General features: G+C 41.0%; 18 protein-coding genes. 16 read left to right on the forward strand and 2 right to left on the reverse strand.

Features of this window, described 5'->3' with window-relative positions:
* Positions 1-39: 39 nt before the first annotated feature.
* Entirely contained in the window at positions 40-315 is a 276-nt protein-coding gene (locus tag CSV60_RS13350; protein WP_029054857.1) for a transition state genes transcriptional regulator AbrB, read from the reverse strand.
* A gap of 266 nt (positions 316-581) precedes the next feature.
* On the opposite strand from CSV60_RS13350, the gene metG reads away from it, so the two are divergent.
* The 7 genes from metG (at position 582) to CSV60_RS13385 (ending at position 7,603) form a co-directional block, all read left to right on the forward strand.
* A complete protein-coding gene (gene metG, locus CSV60_RS13355) occupies positions 582-2,567 on the forward strand; it encodes a methionine--tRNA ligase (RefSeq protein ID WP_099637351.1) in 1,986 nt (661 codons plus the stop codon).
* Positions 2,568-3,120: 553 nt separating this feature from the next.
* The gene (locus tag CSV60_RS13360) at positions 3,121-3,888 is read left to right on the forward strand and encodes a TatD family hydrolase (protein WP_099632510.1); all 768 of its coding nucleotides are present in this window, start codon (positions 3,121-3,123) and stop codon (positions 3,886-3,888) included.
* A gap of 132 nt (positions 3,889-4,020) precedes the next feature.
* A complete protein-coding gene (locus CSV60_RS13365) occupies positions 4,021-5,292 on the forward strand; it encodes a G5 and 3D domain-containing protein (protein ID WP_233189631.1) in 1,272 nt (423 codons plus the stop codon).
* A 133-nt stretch (positions 5,293-5,425) separates the two neighbouring features.
* Entirely contained in the window at positions 5,426-5,992 is a 567-nt protein-coding gene (rnmV, locus tag CSV60_RS13370; RefSeq protein WP_099632512.1) for a ribonuclease M5, read from the forward strand.
* Positions 5,985-6,878, forward strand: coding sequence for a 16S rRNA (adenine(1518)-N(6)/adenine(1519)-N(6))-dimethyltransferase RsmA (gene rsmA / locus CSV60_RS13375; RefSeq protein ID WP_099637352.1), 894 nt, complete (start codon positions 5,985-5,987; stop codon positions 6,876-6,878). Before rnmV ends, rsmA begins: the two co-directional genes overlap by 8 nt.
* 143 nt (positions 6,879-7,021) lie before the next feature.
* Positions 7,022-7,288, forward strand: coding sequence for a biofilm formation stimulator Veg (gene veg, locus CSV60_RS13380; protein WP_029054863.1), 267 nt, complete (start codon positions 7,022-7,024; stop codon positions 7,286-7,288).
* Positions 7,289-7,429: 141 nt separating this feature from the next.
* Positions 7,430-7,603 (forward strand): small, acid-soluble spore protein, alpha/beta type, encoded by a 174-nt coding sequence (locus CSV60_RS13385; RefSeq protein ID WP_099632514.1) that lies wholly within the window; start codon positions 7,430-7,432, stop codon positions 7,601-7,603.
* A gap of 143 nt (positions 7,604-7,746) precedes the next feature.
* Here the strand turns inward: CSV60_RS13385 and CSV60_RS13390 are convergent, their stop codons facing one another.
* Positions 7,747-9,030: a lytic polysaccharide monooxygenase gene (locus tag CSV60_RS13390; protein WP_099637353.1), complete on the reverse strand. Its 1,284-nt coding sequence runs from the start codon at positions 9,028-9,030 to the stop codon at positions 7,747-7,749.
* Positions 9,031-9,542: 512 nt separating this feature from the next.
* Between CSV60_RS13390 and CSV60_RS13395 the strand changes: the two genes are divergently transcribed.
* From CSV60_RS13395 to glmU, 9 genes are all read left to right on the forward strand, one after another.
* Entirely contained in the window at positions 9,543-10,589 is a 1,047-nt protein-coding gene (locus CSV60_RS13395) for an S-layer homology domain-containing protein (RefSeq protein ID WP_158233184.1), read from the forward strand.
* Between the two features lie 178 nt (positions 10,590-10,767).
* Entirely contained in the window at positions 10,768-10,971 is a 204-nt protein-coding gene (locus tag CSV60_RS13400; RefSeq protein WP_099632516.1) for a hypothetical protein, read from the forward strand.
* Positions 10,972-10,992: 21 nt separating this feature from the next.
* The gene (locus tag CSV60_RS13405) at positions 10,993-12,060 is read left to right on the forward strand and encodes an NAD(P)H-dependent flavin oxidoreductase (RefSeq protein WP_099637355.1); all 1,068 of its coding nucleotides are present in this window, start codon (positions 10,993-10,995) and stop codon (positions 12,058-12,060) included.
* A 13-nt stretch (positions 12,061-12,073) separates the two neighbouring features.
* Positions 12,074-12,424 (forward strand): DUF2200 domain-containing protein, encoded by a 351-nt coding sequence (locus CSV60_RS13410; protein WP_099637356.1) that lies wholly within the window; start codon positions 12,074-12,076, stop codon positions 12,422-12,424.
* Between the two features lie 188 nt (positions 12,425-12,612).
* Positions 12,613-13,479, forward strand: a complete 867-nt coding sequence (ispE, locus tag CSV60_RS13415) for a 4-(cytidine 5'-diphospho)-2-C-methyl-D-erythritol kinase (RefSeq protein WP_099632519.1) — start codon at positions 12,613-12,615, stop codon at positions 13,477-13,479.
* Positions 13,480-13,537: 58 nt separating this feature from the next.
* Positions 13,538-14,380, forward strand: a complete 843-nt coding sequence (purR, locus tag CSV60_RS13420; protein ID WP_099632520.1) for a pur operon repressor — start codon at positions 13,538-13,540, stop codon at positions 14,378-14,380.
* Positions 14,368-14,742 (forward strand): RidA family protein, encoded by a 375-nt coding sequence (locus CSV60_RS13425; RefSeq protein ID WP_099632521.1) that lies wholly within the window; start codon positions 14,368-14,370, stop codon positions 14,740-14,742. The genes purR and CSV60_RS13425 overlap by 13 nt, the downstream gene beginning before the upstream one ends.
* Positions 14,743-14,995: 253 nt before the next feature.
* Complete coding sequence (spoVG, locus tag CSV60_RS13430) at positions 14,996-15,283, forward strand: septation regulator SpoVG (RefSeq protein ID WP_099632522.1); 288 nt, start codon at positions 14,996-14,998, stop codon at positions 15,281-15,283.
* A gap of 367 nt (positions 15,284-15,650) precedes the next feature.
* Positions 15,651-17,009, forward strand: coding sequence for a bifunctional UDP-N-acetylglucosamine diphosphorylase/glucosamine-1-phosphate N-acetyltransferase GlmU (glmU, locus tag CSV60_RS13435; protein ID WP_099632523.1), 1,359 nt, complete (start codon positions 15,651-15,653; stop codon positions 17,007-17,009).
* Positions 17,010-17,028: the final 19 nt, after the last annotated feature.

Here is a 17,028-nt window from a genome sequence, read left to right on the forward strand (position 1 = left end):
AAAAATCCTGAACGTGTACACGTTCAGGATTTTTACAAATTAATTGATTTTATTTTGAATTTCATCCATCAATTGCTTTGCACCTTCAGGACTCAAAATTAACTTACCATCGATCAAACGAAGATTATCATCCGACACTTCTCCTGTAATCGAACATGTCATATTAGGCATGTACTTTTTTAAGATGATTTTGTCGTCATCCACGTATATTTCTAACGCATCTTTTTGCTCAATACCGAGCGTACGACGAAGTTCAATCGGGATCACAACACGACCTAGCTCATCAACTTTTCTCACAATTCCAGTAGACTTCATGGAAAAAATTCCTCCTACACTCCAGATTTAACATTCGTCAAAATTCGACAGGATTCTCTTGCCTGTTAAATATCATACCAACTCTTCCAATAACCGTCAATTATCATAACTCAAATAAACACTATTAATATTTATTAATTATTTGATAGGTAAAAAATGAGAGATGCTGAAGGTATGGGGATCGTAGCCAATGAGCAAGCTGAAAGAAGTTATAAAAATATAAGGTTCGGAGGAGAACATGGCACTTTCGTGCAACATCCTATAAAATGAAAATATACATTAATTATTTGGAGGAATTACGCGTGGAGAATCAATCAAAAACATTTTATATCACAACACCTATTTATTATCCAAGTGGGAAATTTCATATAGGAACGGCATACACGACAATTGCATCGGATGCAATGGCGCGATATAAGCGTTTACGTGGCTACGATGTCAGATTTCTGACTGGAATGGACGAGCATGGCCAGAAGATTCAAGAAAAGGCAGAAGAAGAAGGTCTGTCACCAATTAAATACGTCGATGGCATTGCAGATATTGCGAAAGATTTGTGGAAACTGATGGATATTTCTTATGATGACTTAATCCGTACGACGGAAGATCGTCACAAGACAATCGTTGAAAAGATATTTAAGAAGTTTCTTGATAATGGAGATATTTATAAAGGAAAGTATGAAGGATGGAAATGCGTTCCATGTGAATCATATTTCACCGAATCGCAACTGGTAGATGGAAACTGTCCAGACTGTGGTCGTCCAGTTCACCGAGTAGAAGAAGAGTCATACTTCTTTAATATGAAAAAGTATGCAGATCGTCTGCTTGCGTATTATGAAGAGAATCCTACATTCATTGAGCCGGAATCACGCAAAAATGAAATGATCAATAACTTTATTAAACCAGGTCTTGAAGATTTATCTGTTTCCCGTATGTCATTTGACTGGGGAATTAAAGTGCCTGGAGATCCAAAACATGTTATTTACGTCTGGGTCGATGCATTGACGAACTACATTACAGCACTTGGTTATATGTCCGATGACGAGTCTTTATTCGATAAGTACTGGCCCGCGGATGTTCATGTGGTAGGTAAGGATATCGTTCGTTTCCATACGATTTATTGGCCAATCTTCCTGATGGCACTTGACTTGCCATTGCCGAAGAAAGTATTCGCACATGGTTTCATCATGATGAAAGATGGCAAGATGTCGAAATCTAAAGGCAATGTAGTTTATCCAGAAATGCTTGTTGAACGCTATGGCCTTGATGCTACACGTTATTTCTTGCTTCGTGAATTACCATTTGGTCAAGACGGTGTATTTTCACCGGAAGCATTTGTAGAGCGTATTAACTATGACTTAGCGAATGACTTAGGAAACTTATTGAACCGAACCATCTCAATGATCAATAAATACTTTGATGGCGAGGTTCTGACTGAAGGTCTTGTACCAACTGAATTTGATGCACCATTACGCGACATGATTCAGTATACAGTGAAGAAATATGAGGTTTCTATGGAAAAGATGCAATTTAGCGTCGTACTTTCTGATGTATGGGCATTAATTTCCCGTACAAATAAATATATTGATGAAACATCTCCGTGGATATTGGCGAAGTCAGAAGAAGATCGCATGAAATTGGCTTCAGTTATGTATCACTTAGCGCTATCCCTTCATCATACAGCGGTTCTCTTACAGCCATTCATGACAAACGCACCGAAACAGATGATCGAACAACTAGGTCTGTCCGAAGATTCATTAGGATGGAATACTTTAGATGAAGGCTATGCAATCAAAGCAGGCACAACAGTCATCAAGAAAGGTATTCCTATCTTCCCGCGTCTGGAGACAGAAGTAGAAGTTGAGTACATTCGCCAGCAAATGGCCATTACTGCACCTGCTGAAATGGAAGAGAAACTGGAAGAAGAAACAAATGAAATCACGTTTGAAGAATTCATGAACGTAGACATGCGTGTAGCGACTGTCACGGCGTGTGAAAAAATACCAAAAGCCGACAAGCTGTTAAAGTTACAAGTAGACTTAGGCTATGAGCAGCGTCAAGTAGTATCCGGCATTGCACAATATTACAATGCTGAGGATGTAGTAGGCATGAAAGTCATTGTCGTTGCGAATTTGAAGCCGGTTAAACTACGTGGTGAATTATCACAAGGCATGATTTTGGCAGGCGAAAAAGATGGCGTGCTAAAACTTGCGACAATTGATCCAGCATTAGAGAATGGCGCACAAGTAAAATAATTGATCGCGTAATAAAGCTGTCATTAGAGGTCGGAATCAACGACTTCTGGTGGCAGTTTTTTGCGTTTAGGTATCAATTAGGTCATTGGAGAGTAGAATGCGGAGTTATGTTGTTGCGCATGAGTGATTATGCCTGTCCTGTAATGGTTTGGAGACTTGGCAAGTAGGAGACAGTTGTCGGATGAATCCTCAGACTAGTTTTTTTACAAGGATACTGGTTCTGCCGGGAGACTTACGCGATGTGTCTAGTGTAGAAATGGAAGAAGTGTTTACCTTTTCAATCGCACTTTCTTGGTCTAGAAAAAAACAATTTCACTCAACCTAGAAAGCGATATACCCACTTTACTTGATTTTATGTCGCAAATGTTACAACAAACTTATAAATGTCAAAATTCTTCCATATACCCCCTAATACTTTTGCACGTCTAGTAGTAAAGCGTTTCGAAAACAGTAGACGGAATAAACAAACTATTTGTTACACAACTGTAATACAAATGAGATGAAAGACACAATCAAAGACAATAGAATAGAAAACAGTGTTAGGAGAGATACTATGTTTATTGATACACATGTTCATTTAAATGCAGATCAATACGAAGAAGACGTGGAAGAAGTCATTCAACGTGCAATTGATGCAAACGTAGAAAAAATGGTCGTAGTTGGGTTTGATACAAAGACTATCAACAAGGCTATGGAATTAGTAGAACAATACCCATTCATCTATGGTGTTATTGGTTGGCATCCTGTTGATGCAGTAGATTGCACGGAAAGTGATCTACAATGGATCAAAGAGTTGTCGGCCCATCCGAAAGTCGTCGGCATTGGAGAAACCGGTCTCGATTACTACTGGGATAAATCACCGAAAGATATACAGCAAGAGTTGTTTCGTAAACAGATCCAACTAGCAAAAGAAGTAGATTTGCCAATCATCATTCACAATCGCGATGCGACAGGAGACGTAGTTCGGATTTTGCAAGAAGAAAATGCGGCAGAGGTCGGTGGGATTATGCATTGTTACAGCGGTAGTGTTGAAACAGCTGCACAATGTATAGAAATGAACTTTCTTATTTCGCTAGGCGGACCTGTAACGTTTAAGAATGCTAGAATGCCAAAAGAAGTAGCAACAAAGATACCACTAGACAAGTTGCTGATCGAAACGGATGCACCGTATTTGGCACCACATCCTTATAGAGGGAAGCGCAATGAACCTTCCTATGTCCCATTAGTGGCGGAGGAAATCGCGCGGTTGAAAGAAGTGTCGGTTGAAGAAGTAGCAAAACAAACGACTGCGAATGCATTACAACTGTTTAAGATTCAGTGAACGACTTACGGCAATTATTTATTTAGTAAATCTGGAATGCCTCAAGTTAAGAATGATTAGTAGTTTAGAAGTTTGACAGTGTAAAACAAACGCTTTATACTCAGCCGTGTAATGAAAGGGGAATTTTTTAACATGTCTCAGAAGAATACAAAGGTTATGCGCATTGCGCTTTTATTTATGGCGATAGCATTATTCGTAACCACAACGTCACTCGTACTGATTGACGGAAAAAAGAAGAATATCTCAATGGATCTTAATGGCAAGCAAATAGAATTACGTACAGCAGCGGCTACAGTCGGAGAAGTACTAGCAGCAAATGATGTAAACGTACAAAAGCATGATCTAGTAGAACCAACAGTGAACACACCCATTGAAAATGATACTGAGATCAAATGGCAAAAAGCAAACAAAGTAGTAATTGACGTAGATGGCAAAACTCAAGAACTTTGGACAACAGAAGCTACAGTGAATGATGTACTTAAAACAGCAAAAATTGAAGTCTCTACACATGACGAAATTGAACCCGCTCTAGAGACGAAGATTACGGAAAATCAACCAATTACGATTGCTAAAGCATTCCCTGTGATTGTTAAAGACGGCGGTAAAGAGCATACTGTATGGTCAACACAAACAACCGTCAGAAAGTTTTTGACAGATCAAAAAATCCGTCTTTCAAACTTGGATAAAGTAGAAGGCGACACAAATGCAAAATTGACGGCATCTAATGCAGTGGTTAACATTGCACGTGTTGAAAAGATCACAGATGTAATTGAAGAAACAGCGGACTTCAAAACAAAAAGAAAAACAGATATGACTATGCTCAAAGGTAAAGAGAAAGTTGTCACGAATGGTAAAAAGGGTAAACTACAAAAGAAATTCCAAATTACGAAAAAGAATGGAAAAGTAGTTTCTCGTGAATTGATTGGTAAGACAATGGTAGAAGAACCTACACATAAAGTAGTTCACGTAGGAGCTAAAGCGCCGAAAGTAGAAGTTGCAACTGCAACGCCGGCTATAGCAAAAGCATCTACCAATACAACAGCAAAATCTTCAAGTACACCAGCACGGGCGCAAGTTGCAGTATCACGTGGTAACGATGGTGAACCAAGCGGCGGCAAAGAATTCTACGCCAATGCAAGTGCGTATACGGCTTATTGTAATGGATGTTCGGGTATTACCGCGACAGGTATTAACTTGCGTGCGAACCCGAATATGAAATTAATCGCAGTCGATCCACGAGTGATTCCATTAGGATCTAAAGTGTGGGTGGAAGGCTATGGTTATGCCATCGCTGGAGATACAGGTGGCGCTATCAAAGGAAACCGTATCGATTTACACATGCCTACCAAAGAAGCGGCTTACTCATTTGGTCGTCGTCAAGTGAAAATTAAAGTTATTAACTAATAGCAATGTACCGATAAGAAGAGAAAAACTCTCTCTCTTGTCGGTTTTTTCTGTTTCCTACCGGTATGGATGTACAGAATTGAAAAAACACAGTAAAATGGGAAGAATGATATCGTAAGAAAAGAGGAATAGTGTGAATATAGAAGAAGTAGTCGTGGTGGAAGGGAAATCCGACACTATTGCTGTCAAACGAGCGACAGGAGCAGATACGATTGAAACAAACGGTTCAGCGATTTCAGATAAGACGATCCAGCGCATACGCCATGCACAGCAGACGCGTGGAGTCATTGTATTTACTGACCCCGACTTTCCGGGCCGACGTATTCGGGCAATTATCGAAGAGCAGATTCCCGATGTGAAGCATGCATTTTTACCAAAGAAAGAAACTATAGCAAGAAATGGACGGGGAGTAGGAATTGAACATGCGAACGATGAAGCGATTCGTCAAGCGTTGGCTTCTGTTTATACGGTGAGTGAGCATACAATAGAAGTGATACCGATGGCAATATTATTGGAAGCTAAATTAATCGGTCACACCGACTCAAGAAAGCGTAGAGAATGTCTGTCGGAGTTATTAAATATTGGGCAGGTAAACGGCAAAGGATTGAAGAAACGACTGGAGATGTTCCGAATTTCTATCGTAAAGTTGAATGAAGCGATACAAGTTCTTGATGAGGAGGAAATGAAAACAGATGTATAAAGATATAGCAACGCCAGTGAGAACGAAAGAAATTTTACAGAAACACGGGTTTTCCTTCAAGAAGAGTTTAGGCCAGAACTTCTTAGTAGATTCGAACGTATTGCATAATATCGTTTCTCACGCAGCGATCACGAAAGACACAGGTGTCATTGAAGTGGGACCGGGAATCGGTGCATTAACTGAACATCTCGCACGACAAGCAGGGAAAGTTGTGGCATTTGAAATAGACGGTCGACTGTTACCTGTACTCGAAGATACGATGTCTCCTTATTCGAATGTCACTGTGATTCACCAAGATGTACTAAAAGCGGATATTCATCAAGTGATTGAAGAGCAATTTGCAGACTATGAGGATATCGTGGTTGTCGCCAATTTACCGTATTATATAACAACACCAATCATCATGAAGTTCCTGATGGAAAAAGCCCGCGTAAGTCAGCTTGTCATCATGATGCAAAAAGAAGTAGCAGATCGAATCACAGCAGTACCAAGTACAAAGGCATATGGGTCATTATCAATCGCTGTCCAGTACTATATGGATGCAGAAGTATCTATGATTGTGCCTAAGACGGTGTTTATTCCTCAACCGAATGTCGAATCTGCCGTACTTAGTCTGACGCGCAGAGAAGTGGCACACGCTCCTGTAGTGGATGAAGACTTCTTATTCACTGTGACACAAGGTTCGTTCTTGCATCGTCGTAAGACGCTGTGGAACAATCTCCAGTCCTCACTTCCTGAAGGTAAGGAAAAAAAGGAATTGATTCAGCAAGCGTTTGAACAATCTGGAATAGATCCAGTCAGAAGAGGGGAAACATTATCGATTCCGGAATTCATCAAACTGGCCAATGCACTATACCCTTACTTTGGCAAGACAAAACTGGAATAAAATTAATGACAATTTCATACGAAAAAATAGTGAATTTCATCATAAAGTGATTGACAAAGACATATACAAACTGTTAAAATAAAAATTTTGTTGACAAACGCTTGGGAAAATGTTATGCTTGTATTTAGTGAGGTGTAAGTAACATGCCAAAAACATTAGCAGACATTAAAAAGTCACTGGACGCTCATTTAGGGAAACGTCTCCACTTGAAAGCAAATGGTGGTCGTAAGAAGACGATCGAACATGCTGGAGTCTTGCGCGATACGTATCGTGCCGTTTTCGTAGTAGAGTTGGACCAGGATGACAATGCGTTTGAAAGAGTTTCTTACAGCTATGCTGATATTTTAACCGAAGCGGTTGAAATAACAGTCCTTGATGGTTCGGACCAAACGGCCTTTATCATCAAATAATTTATCATGCTATTTTAATTTATTTCCTAGTGAATCCGCCCAGAACGTTCAGGCGGATTTTTTATTACGTTAACTAATTGGAGTGTAATTTTCTCTGTTTGGCGCACACTATAGATGTCAGCCGAAAAGGAGGAAACTAAAATGGCGAGAAAAGGCGTCATGTCAGATCAATTGAAAATTGAAATCGCGAAAGAGCTTGGCTTTTATGATGTAGTACAGAAAGAAGGCTGGGGCGGTATCCGCTCTCGTGATGCAGGGAACATGGTAAAACATGCAATTGAAATGGCAAGTAGACAAGCGGAGGAAAGAAAATAATCCAACCGATGTCCGTAGAATCCAAAACAGGCTGACAAATGGAACTGCAAAGGAGAAATTACTTTGCAGTTCTTTTTTACGATAAAATTGTGGACTATCTACCAGTCATTATAACTGGTAGATAGCCCTGCAATCATATGGAATTATTTACGTTTCCACTGTTTACTATCACTCGGAACATTCGCGCGGGTCCACCATTTCGCTTCATATAGATTGCCGTCATAGATTACTTGATCGCCAGCAACGTATACATTCGCAGTGCGCCATTGCGGTACACAGGTAGTGGCGGATTTTACTAGTTTCCATACTGCCGAATCTCCTGGAAGATCACCACGAGTCCACCATTTTGCTTCATATAAACTATTTTCATACAATACTTGATTTCCTACTAAATAAACAAGTTTCTTTTCCCAGTTCTTCACATTGGCATTAATGATCTTAATGAATTTCCAAACATCTTTCTTTTCTGGAGTGTCACCGCTCGTCCACCACTGTGCTTCGTATACGATACCCTCGTGAACCACTTGCTCACCAACTGTGTAAACATTTTTCATCCTCCAGTCACGTAAGTTTGAGTTGGCAGGTTCTACTAGCTTCCATACAGCCGAATCACCGGGAAGGTCTCCGCGGGTCCGCCATTTCGCTTCATATAAAGAACCTTCAAATCGTGCTTGATTTCCTTCAACATAAACCATGCCTTTATCCCATTTGCCCACTTGTTGGATTGGCTTCTCTATAGTAGATTTTTCTGGCTTCGTTTCAGGTACTGGTTTGCTAGGTAGAATAGGAGTCATCTCCAAAGTCTTGTCCAACTCGGTTGGTAATGCTTGCTCTCCACCGAAATCTACGTCAATGACGTTATAGAATGCATTCTGTGTATCGCCTATATTCCATACAGCGAGGATCACGTGATAACCCGTACGTTCAGGTAAGTTGCAAGTATGCGTTACTTCTGAAGGGGGTTTCTGTTTCTTGCCATCTACTGCACAAAACTTCTGAAAATCTGCACGTTTTAACGGTTGGTTCGTATCCCATCCTGTACGTGTTATGTAATATTCCCATGAACTTGTAACATGTGGTGCTGTGAATTTCCATTTGAATTGATAGTCACCACTTTTCAATGCGACTTTGTGCCAACGAAGGCGGGTTTGTGTATCTAACTCAAAGAAAATATTTGCGCTGGCAATTTTACCATCGGCTGGTCCGCCAATTGGAAAGTTCCCGGACGCTTCTAGGCTCTGTGGCTCATAGATGATTCTCCCGCAGTTCCTATTATCGCCTTGCTTGCATAGTAGTGCTCGACTTTCTGGCTGGCTGACATAGCCGTGTGCAGAGACTTGATTTGTAAATGGAAAAGTGAATACTATTACAAAAAGTACACCGAATAGTATAGGCACGATAGTTATATGGGGCATTCGTAACTTCATTTCTTTCTTCCTCCTTGTAGTTTGGAATAACTAGGTTCAATATAGATTCATCATAGAAGCATTTCGTTTAAGAATCAATGTTTGAAAAACAGCACTAGTATGGGAGACTTGTTTAGTAATTAACGTAAATATGGCGTGAAAGAAATTTTTAACAGTAAAAATGGATAATAGTCAACACTATATACCTACGACTAGGAGTCTATATATATAGAAATTTCATTTACAATTTGAGTGAAAATAGGATATTATGCTCGACTACTTTTTTAGCGTTGTATTGCACAACACATTATAGAAAGTTAATTCTGACTACTAAATTTTTATGTGATAGCAGTGTACTGTTGAAGTCTTTAGATAATAGAACTGCGTCAATGTATATAGACAAATTATGATTTTTCACTTAGCGAATTTGGTACATTTGTGTAGTAAAACAACGTCTTTTAACGTATTCAACTTTTCACTTAATGAACGTGATATAGTCATTACATCTTATGGCGAAAAGGAGATCAACACGTATGAAGAAAGTTTTTGCAGTAATTCTACTACTTATTTTAACGTTTTCAGTAGCTCCTAAAACACAGGCTTCCACTAAAGTATTTACGGATGTACCGAAAAATCATCCGAATTATACTGCAATTATGTATTTGTTAGAAAACAAAGTGATTGAACCTAGCGCGCGCTTTGGATTGAATGACAAAGTGTCACGTGAAGAAGTAGCGGTCATGGTGGCTAAAGCTACGGGTCTTAATGGAAAGAAAACGAAGACGAAGTTTAAAGATGTTCCTTCTAGCAGATATTCCTCTGGCTATATCAATTCCGCCGTGAATGCGGGAATTATTAATGGATATCCAGACGGTACTTTCAAACCTACCCAAAAGGTAACACGTGGACATATGGCTGCTTTCATTGCGAATGCGTTCAAACTGACGAAAGAAAAAGACATACGATTTAAAGACGTACCAAAGGGTTCTACTGCTTATAATGCGGTGCGTAAACTGGCTTTTGAAAATATCACCTCAGGCTATCCAGACGGTACATTTAAACCAAATGAAACATTAACCCGGTCTCATATTGCCGCTTTCGTAGCAAGAGCCATGGATCCCGCATTCCGACCTGCACCGCCAGTCATGGTGACAAGAGGAATTCACTTTGGAATGGACCCGGCTCAAGTGATGAGTGTTGAATCGAAGTCACCGGCAATATTACTTTCTAATTTACGTGAAGGAAATAAACGATTATTGATTTATCGAACTACAAAATATAATTACTATACAGATTTAATTTATTACTTCGAAAACAACAAGTTGCAGTTTATAACCTATGACTTTATGGGAGGCGAGGATCACTATCATACTTCGGATGAAATGTTTGCGATGTACAATGAATTAAACGAGCACGCGCAACGTGAATTTGGAGTGGACCATTATTCTGAAACTGACTATGAAACCACGTTTAATTCGGGATGGGAAAAGACCGGCTATGTGGTAATACTGACAGTGAACGATGATAATGTAAATACAACGGCGAACTTAGTATACTTACCGAATTCGATGATAAAGTAACAGATGAATTATTAGAGTTGCAGAGTGAAATAACTTTGTAACTCTTTCTAATACATAGAATGATGGTGGAAACTTCAATCATCTATGATTTACGATATGATGGAGTGAACATTCATTATACGTATTCGAATTCTTAGGGCCTTTGTAGGTCTCTAGAATGGCAGTAGAAGGAGAAAGTGTGAAGAAAGGAAATATAGTTCGAGGGCTATTCACTGGCGTTTTTGTCGGTATCATCAGCTTGATCAAGGAGTTGTTTTTTTCGGGTTTGAATTCATTTTTTTCGATTGCACTTATGGTAGCAGCTGCTTTAATCGGTTATTGGTTGGGAAATAAAGTATTGATGAGACATGAGGAAAAGAGAAACAGTAAAACTACTACATAATCTTTCGAGGGGGTAGTAAAGATGTGGAATAAAAATGATGTAACAAAAAAGCTTGGAATTACATACCCAATCATTCAAGCAGGAATGGCTGGCGGTACGACCACGCCTGAATTAATAGCTGCTGTTTCCAATGCAGGTGGTCTGGGTACGCTTGGGGCAGGCTATATGCAGGCGGAAGATATGCGAGAAGCGATTAAGAAGATAAAGGCATTAACGGATCAGCCTTTCGGTGTCAATTTGTTTATTCCGGAGACGTCAGAGGTATCCGCAGATAAGATTAAAAAGGCCAATGAATTATTACGACCTTATCGTGAAGAGTTACACGTAGCTGAGCCTGAAGTAAAGCAAGCATCTAGCGCGAACTTTGATAAACAAGTGGAAGTCATAATTGAGGAGAAGATAGCGATTTGCAGTTTCACATTCGGCGTGCCATCTAAAGAGAATATCCAAAGATTAAAAGAAGAGAATATCGTCGTTATGGGGACTGCCACAACTGTGAGAGAAGCTATGATTAATGAGAAGTACGGGGTTGATCTGGTCGTGATGCAAGGAAGCGAGGCGGGCGGGCATCGTGGTACATTTTCAGGAAGCTTCGGTGATTCCATGATCGGAACGATGTCGCTTGTTCCTCAAGCAGTGGACCATGTGCAGATTCCAGTTATTGCTGCAGGAGGAATTATGGACGGAAGAGGTGTCTTAGCAGCTCTCACACTAGGAGCGCAAGCGGTTCAAATGGGGACCGCTTTTGTGACGGCCATCGAAAGTGGTGCAAAAACACAACATATTGATGCCATTCTCCAAAGTACAGAAGACCAAACCGTCGTCACGTCAGTATTTAGCGGTAAACCAGCAAGAGGTATTCAAAATGCCTTTATCCGTGACATAAAACCTTACGAAGAAGAACTACCGGATTATCCTATAATGAATACATTGACGGCAGGGATTCGTAGTGAAGCTGCCAAGCAAAATCGTCCCGAATGGATTCATCTTTGGAGCGGCCAGTCACCTCGCTTAAGTGCGAGACGAAATGCCGCGGATTTGCTGTCGCACATCGTTTTTCAAGTAGAAACTATCCTAAGTAACAGATGATTGGAGAGTAACGATGACTACACATAAAATATATACAATGAGTTTTGCCAAAGTGTACCCGCTCTATATTAACAAAGCGGAGAAAAAAGGGCGCACGAAACTGGAGGTCGATGAAATCATTCGTTGGTTGACAGGGTACAACCAGGAAGAGCTGGAAGCACAGTTGGAAAAACAGACAGACTTCAAAACGTTCTTTGCGGAGGCTCCTAAGTTGAATTCTTCACGGACGCTAATCATAGGTGTTATATGTGGGATTAGAGTGGAAGAAATGAAAGAATCAACGATGAAAGAAATACGTTATTTGGATAAACTGATTGATGAGTTGGCAAAGGGAAAAGCGATGGATAAAATCTTGCGAAAATAACGAATGAAATGTTAGGCATGCAAAAGTAACTGTAGGAATCATCTACTACAGAACTGTGGTACGGAATTTCACGTGACAAAGAGACCTGCAAAGCTTTTGCAGGTCTTTTTTATTTAATCCTCTTATGTTCTATCCATTCTGTGGTAATATATGAGCAAGAACAATGCAGTGGGGAGGGAGCTTTTATCATGATTTACGAAAAGGCGCCTGCGAAAATCAACTTAACATTAGATGTGTTAAGTAAACGGCCGGATGGCTATCACGATGTCGAGATGATTATGACAACGGTTGATTTGGCTGATCGTATCTGGCTATGTCCTACGACGGATCATGCCATTACGATTAAGTCATCTCATCGATTTGTGCCAAATGATCGCAAAAACTTGGCGTACCAAGCAGCAGATTTATTACGCAAACGCTATCGCTTGGATTACGGAGTTGAAATTACTCTGGATAAAAACATTCCGATTGCGGCGGGGCTGGCTGGCGGTAGTTCAGATGCAGCCGCGACACTTCGTGGATTAAACCGTCTATGGGAACTAGGCTTAACTTTAGACGAGTTAGCAACCCTGGGTGCGGAAATAGGATCAGATGTATCATTTTGCGTGTACGGCGGCACTGCAATTGCGAGAGGGCGAGGAGAAGACATTACACATCTACCTGCTCCACCTAACTGCTGGGTCGTGCTGGCGAAACCAACAATCGGTGTATCGACCGGAAATATCTACGGTCAGTTGAACTTGTCTTCTATCGTACATCCGCAAACGGACCGTATGATGGAAGCGTTGCAAGAGAGTGATTATGACAAGATGTGCGCATCACTAGGGAATGTATTGGAGCCTGTAACAATGGGTATTCATGAGGAAGTTGTCACACTCAAGGAACAAATGGAGCGTTTTGGTGCGGATGCTGTTTTAATGAGCGGTAGCGGTCCAACGGTATTTGGACTAGTGAAACATGAATCGCGTGTACCGAAAATTGTCAATGCGTTGAAAGGGTTTTGTCAGGACGTACATGCCGTGCGTATGCTTGGGGAACCTATTGTAGTTGATTAATGCCGGACGATTATGATAACCTACTTATAAAACATTCGGGTTTAGGAGTCGGTATTATATGAAATGGAAAAGAAGTGAAAGGCTTGTCGATATGACACGTCATTTGCTGGAGAATCCGCACACACTCATTTCTTTGACGTTTTTTTCAAACCGGTATTCAGCGGCCAAGTCCTCAATTAGTGAAGATCTTGGTATTTTGAAAGAGACATTTGAAGAGAGTAGCACGGGTCGTTTAGTGACGATTTCAGGTGCTGCTGGCGGTATTAAATATATTCCGTTAGCCGGCCGTGAGGAGATAGAGGAAGTTATTCATTCATTAATGAATGAACTAAGGAAATCGGATCGATTACTTCCTGGCGGTTATTTGTATATGACTGACTTATTGGGAAATCCCCGGTTTCTTGATCGAATCGGTAAGGTAATTGCGACAGCTTTCTTTGATAGAGAAATCGATGCAATCATGACAGTTGCAACAAAAGGTATTCCGATTGCTCATGCGATAGCACGTCATTTAAACGTGCCTGTCATCGTGGTTAGACGGGACAGCAAAGTGACGGAAGGTCCTACCGTCAGCATTAATTACGTATCTGGTTCTGCTCGCCGGATCCAGACAATGGTGCTGTCAAAGAGAAGTATGCAGAGCGGTCAAAAAGTATTGTTAACAGATGATTTTATGAAAGTTGGCGGCACCATGCAAGGCATGAAAAGCTTACTTGAAGAATTCAACTGCGAACTTGGTGGTGTGGCAGTCTTAGTAGAAGCCGAACATCTTGAGGAAGTACTAGTAGATGATTATCTTTCATTAGTGAAACTACATGCAGTTGATGAAAAGCGCCGTAAGATTGAGTTGGAAGAAGGGAATTATTTCACGAGAGGCGGGAATGAATTATGGAATATGTAAAAACAGAAAATGCACCACAAGCGATTGGACCTTATTCACAAGCTGTAAAAGTGAACGGGGTAGTGTACACGTCAGGACAGATTCCTCTGACGCTTGCTGGTGAAGTAGTTAGTGGCGGAATAGAGGCACAGACAAACCAAGTTCTTCAAAACTTGGGCAAAGTACTTGAGGAAGCGGGTTCAAGTTTACAACAAGTCATTAAAACCACAGTATTTATTCAAGACATGAATGAATTTGGAGCGCTAAATGCCATTTATGAAGAACACTTCGGAGAGCATAAACCGGCACGCTCGACAGTGGAAGTGGCCCGTCTTCCTAAAGATGTACGAGTAGAAATCGAAGCGATTGCAATTTGTAAGTAATTGAATGTGTTGCCCGCCCTGACAGCATCTAGATCAGGGCGGTTTTTTCTCGTGAGTAGAAAAAGAATAGGTAGAAAGTAGATAAATGTGTAAATGAATATACAAATTTTAAAAATTCACAAAAGATTCTATTTTCATTCGAGGTGAAAACTAGTATTATAGAATGAGCACCAGTATTATGGTTAAAAAAGTAATCATACCAACTAACCTAGAATACGTTTAGTGTGAAAATGACAACAAGGGAGTGGGGAAAATGGAAATCACAGATGTGAGATTACGCAAGGTAGACACAGAAGGTAGGATGAGAGCAATTGCTTCCATTACGCTTAACGATCAATTTGTCATCCATGATATCCGAGTCATCGAGGGGAATGACGGATTATTTGTGGCAATGCCGAGCAAACGCACACCGGATGGGGAGTTCCGCGATGTGGCGCATCCGATTAATTCAGATGCACGAACAAAAGTACAGGAGTCCATCCTGGCAGCTTATCATCAAGTAGACGAACAGCAAGGGGAATTGCAAGAGGCTGTTCTATAATTTTATATCGTTTGGGAAAGCGTTTCCATTCTTCATATTCATAAAAAGGCCATCTATTCGATGGCCTTTTTATCGTCTTGAAATATAAGTGGAGAAGCTGGCAGCTGGATGGGGGAGGAGATCAGACTGATAAGGCGAGACAACTAAAGGAACGTAGTGACTAGTAGGCTCACCACTCCTAATCACTTGCATTTGAACACATCATCTATATTTACCTACCGCTCTTATTCCTATACCAATATAATCGCAAAAAGATTAACAATCATAAAATAAAGTTATGTAATTGTCAAGGGGGTATGCTTGAAAAAAACAGTCATTTCCGATATAGTCAATTATGAATTTATCAAACAAGGATGGAGGCTGACAGATGACAAATACATATGCGATCGTCCTAGCAGCGGGACAGGGCACGCGAATGAAGTCGGATCTTTATAAAGTGCTTCATCCAGTCTGTGGCAAACCGATGGTAGAGCACGTGATCGACCACATTCGCGATCTTCACTCAGATCGGATTGTCACGATCGTCGGTCATGGTGCCGAGACGGTAGAGCAGACGCTGGGCAACAAAAGCGAATATGCGCTACAGACACAACAGTTGGGCACAGCACATGCCGTGCAACAAGCTGAGAGGGTACTTGCGGATCTTGAAGGTACTACGCTCGTCGTCTGTGGTGATACACCGTTAATCAGTACTGAGACAATGGCAGCGCTTCTTGCACACCACCATGAAACGGAAGCAAAGGCGACCATACTTACTGCAATAGCAGATGATCCAACTGGTTATGGCCGCATCATTCGTGCGGAGAACGGTGACGTAATGCGAAACGTCGAACATAAAGACACGAATGACGAAGAGCGCCTCGTTAAGGAAATTAATACAGGCACATACTGCTTCGACAATCGCGTGTTATTCGACACACTGAAAAAAGTGACTAACGAAAATGCGCAAGGCGAGTATTATCTTCCGGATGTATTGGGGATTTTAAAATCTGAAGGACAGCGGATTTCAGCTTATACGACGCCGAATTTCCATGAAACGCTGGGTGTCAATGACCGTGTAGCGCTGGCACAAGCAGAAAAAAATATGCGTCAATTGATTGCGGAGAAGCATATGCGCAACGGCGTTACCATTATTAGCCCTGATCAGACAGTGATCAGTGCGGAGGCTGAAATTGGACGTGATACTGTCATCCAACCTGGTGTACTCATTGAGGGCGCTACGAAAATTGGATCACAATGTGTCATTGGTCCGAACAGTCACATCCAAAACAGTACAGTGGGCGACAACACGACGATTCATTCATCAGTTGTTCGTGATAGTACAGTGGGAAGTCAGACAGCAGTTGGTCCATTTGCGCACTTACGTCCCGAAACACAGCTCGGTGACCATGTAAAAGTAGGCAATTTTGTTGAGGTGAAAAAATCTCAGCTTGGTGACGCTAGTAAAGTTTCCCACCTTAGTTATATAGGGGATACAGAAATAGGTAAGAATGTTAATGTTGGCTGTGGTACGATTACAGTGAATTACGATGGTAAAAACAAGCACAAAACAGAGATAGAAGACAATGCCTTTATTGGCTGCAATGCCAACTTGGTCGCACCGGTCACGATAGGAAAGAATGCGATTGTGGCAGCGGGGTCCACAGTCACAAAAAATGTCCCGGAAAATTCACTTGCAATTGGACGTGTTCGGCAAGAGAATAAAGAAGGATACGTAAAAAACTAATCTTACCCAACCAACAGGA

The organism is Sporosarcina sp. P7 (genome assembly GCF_002743425.1).
Lineage (GTDB): Bacteria > Bacillota > Bacilli > Bacillales_A > Planococcaceae > Sporosarcina.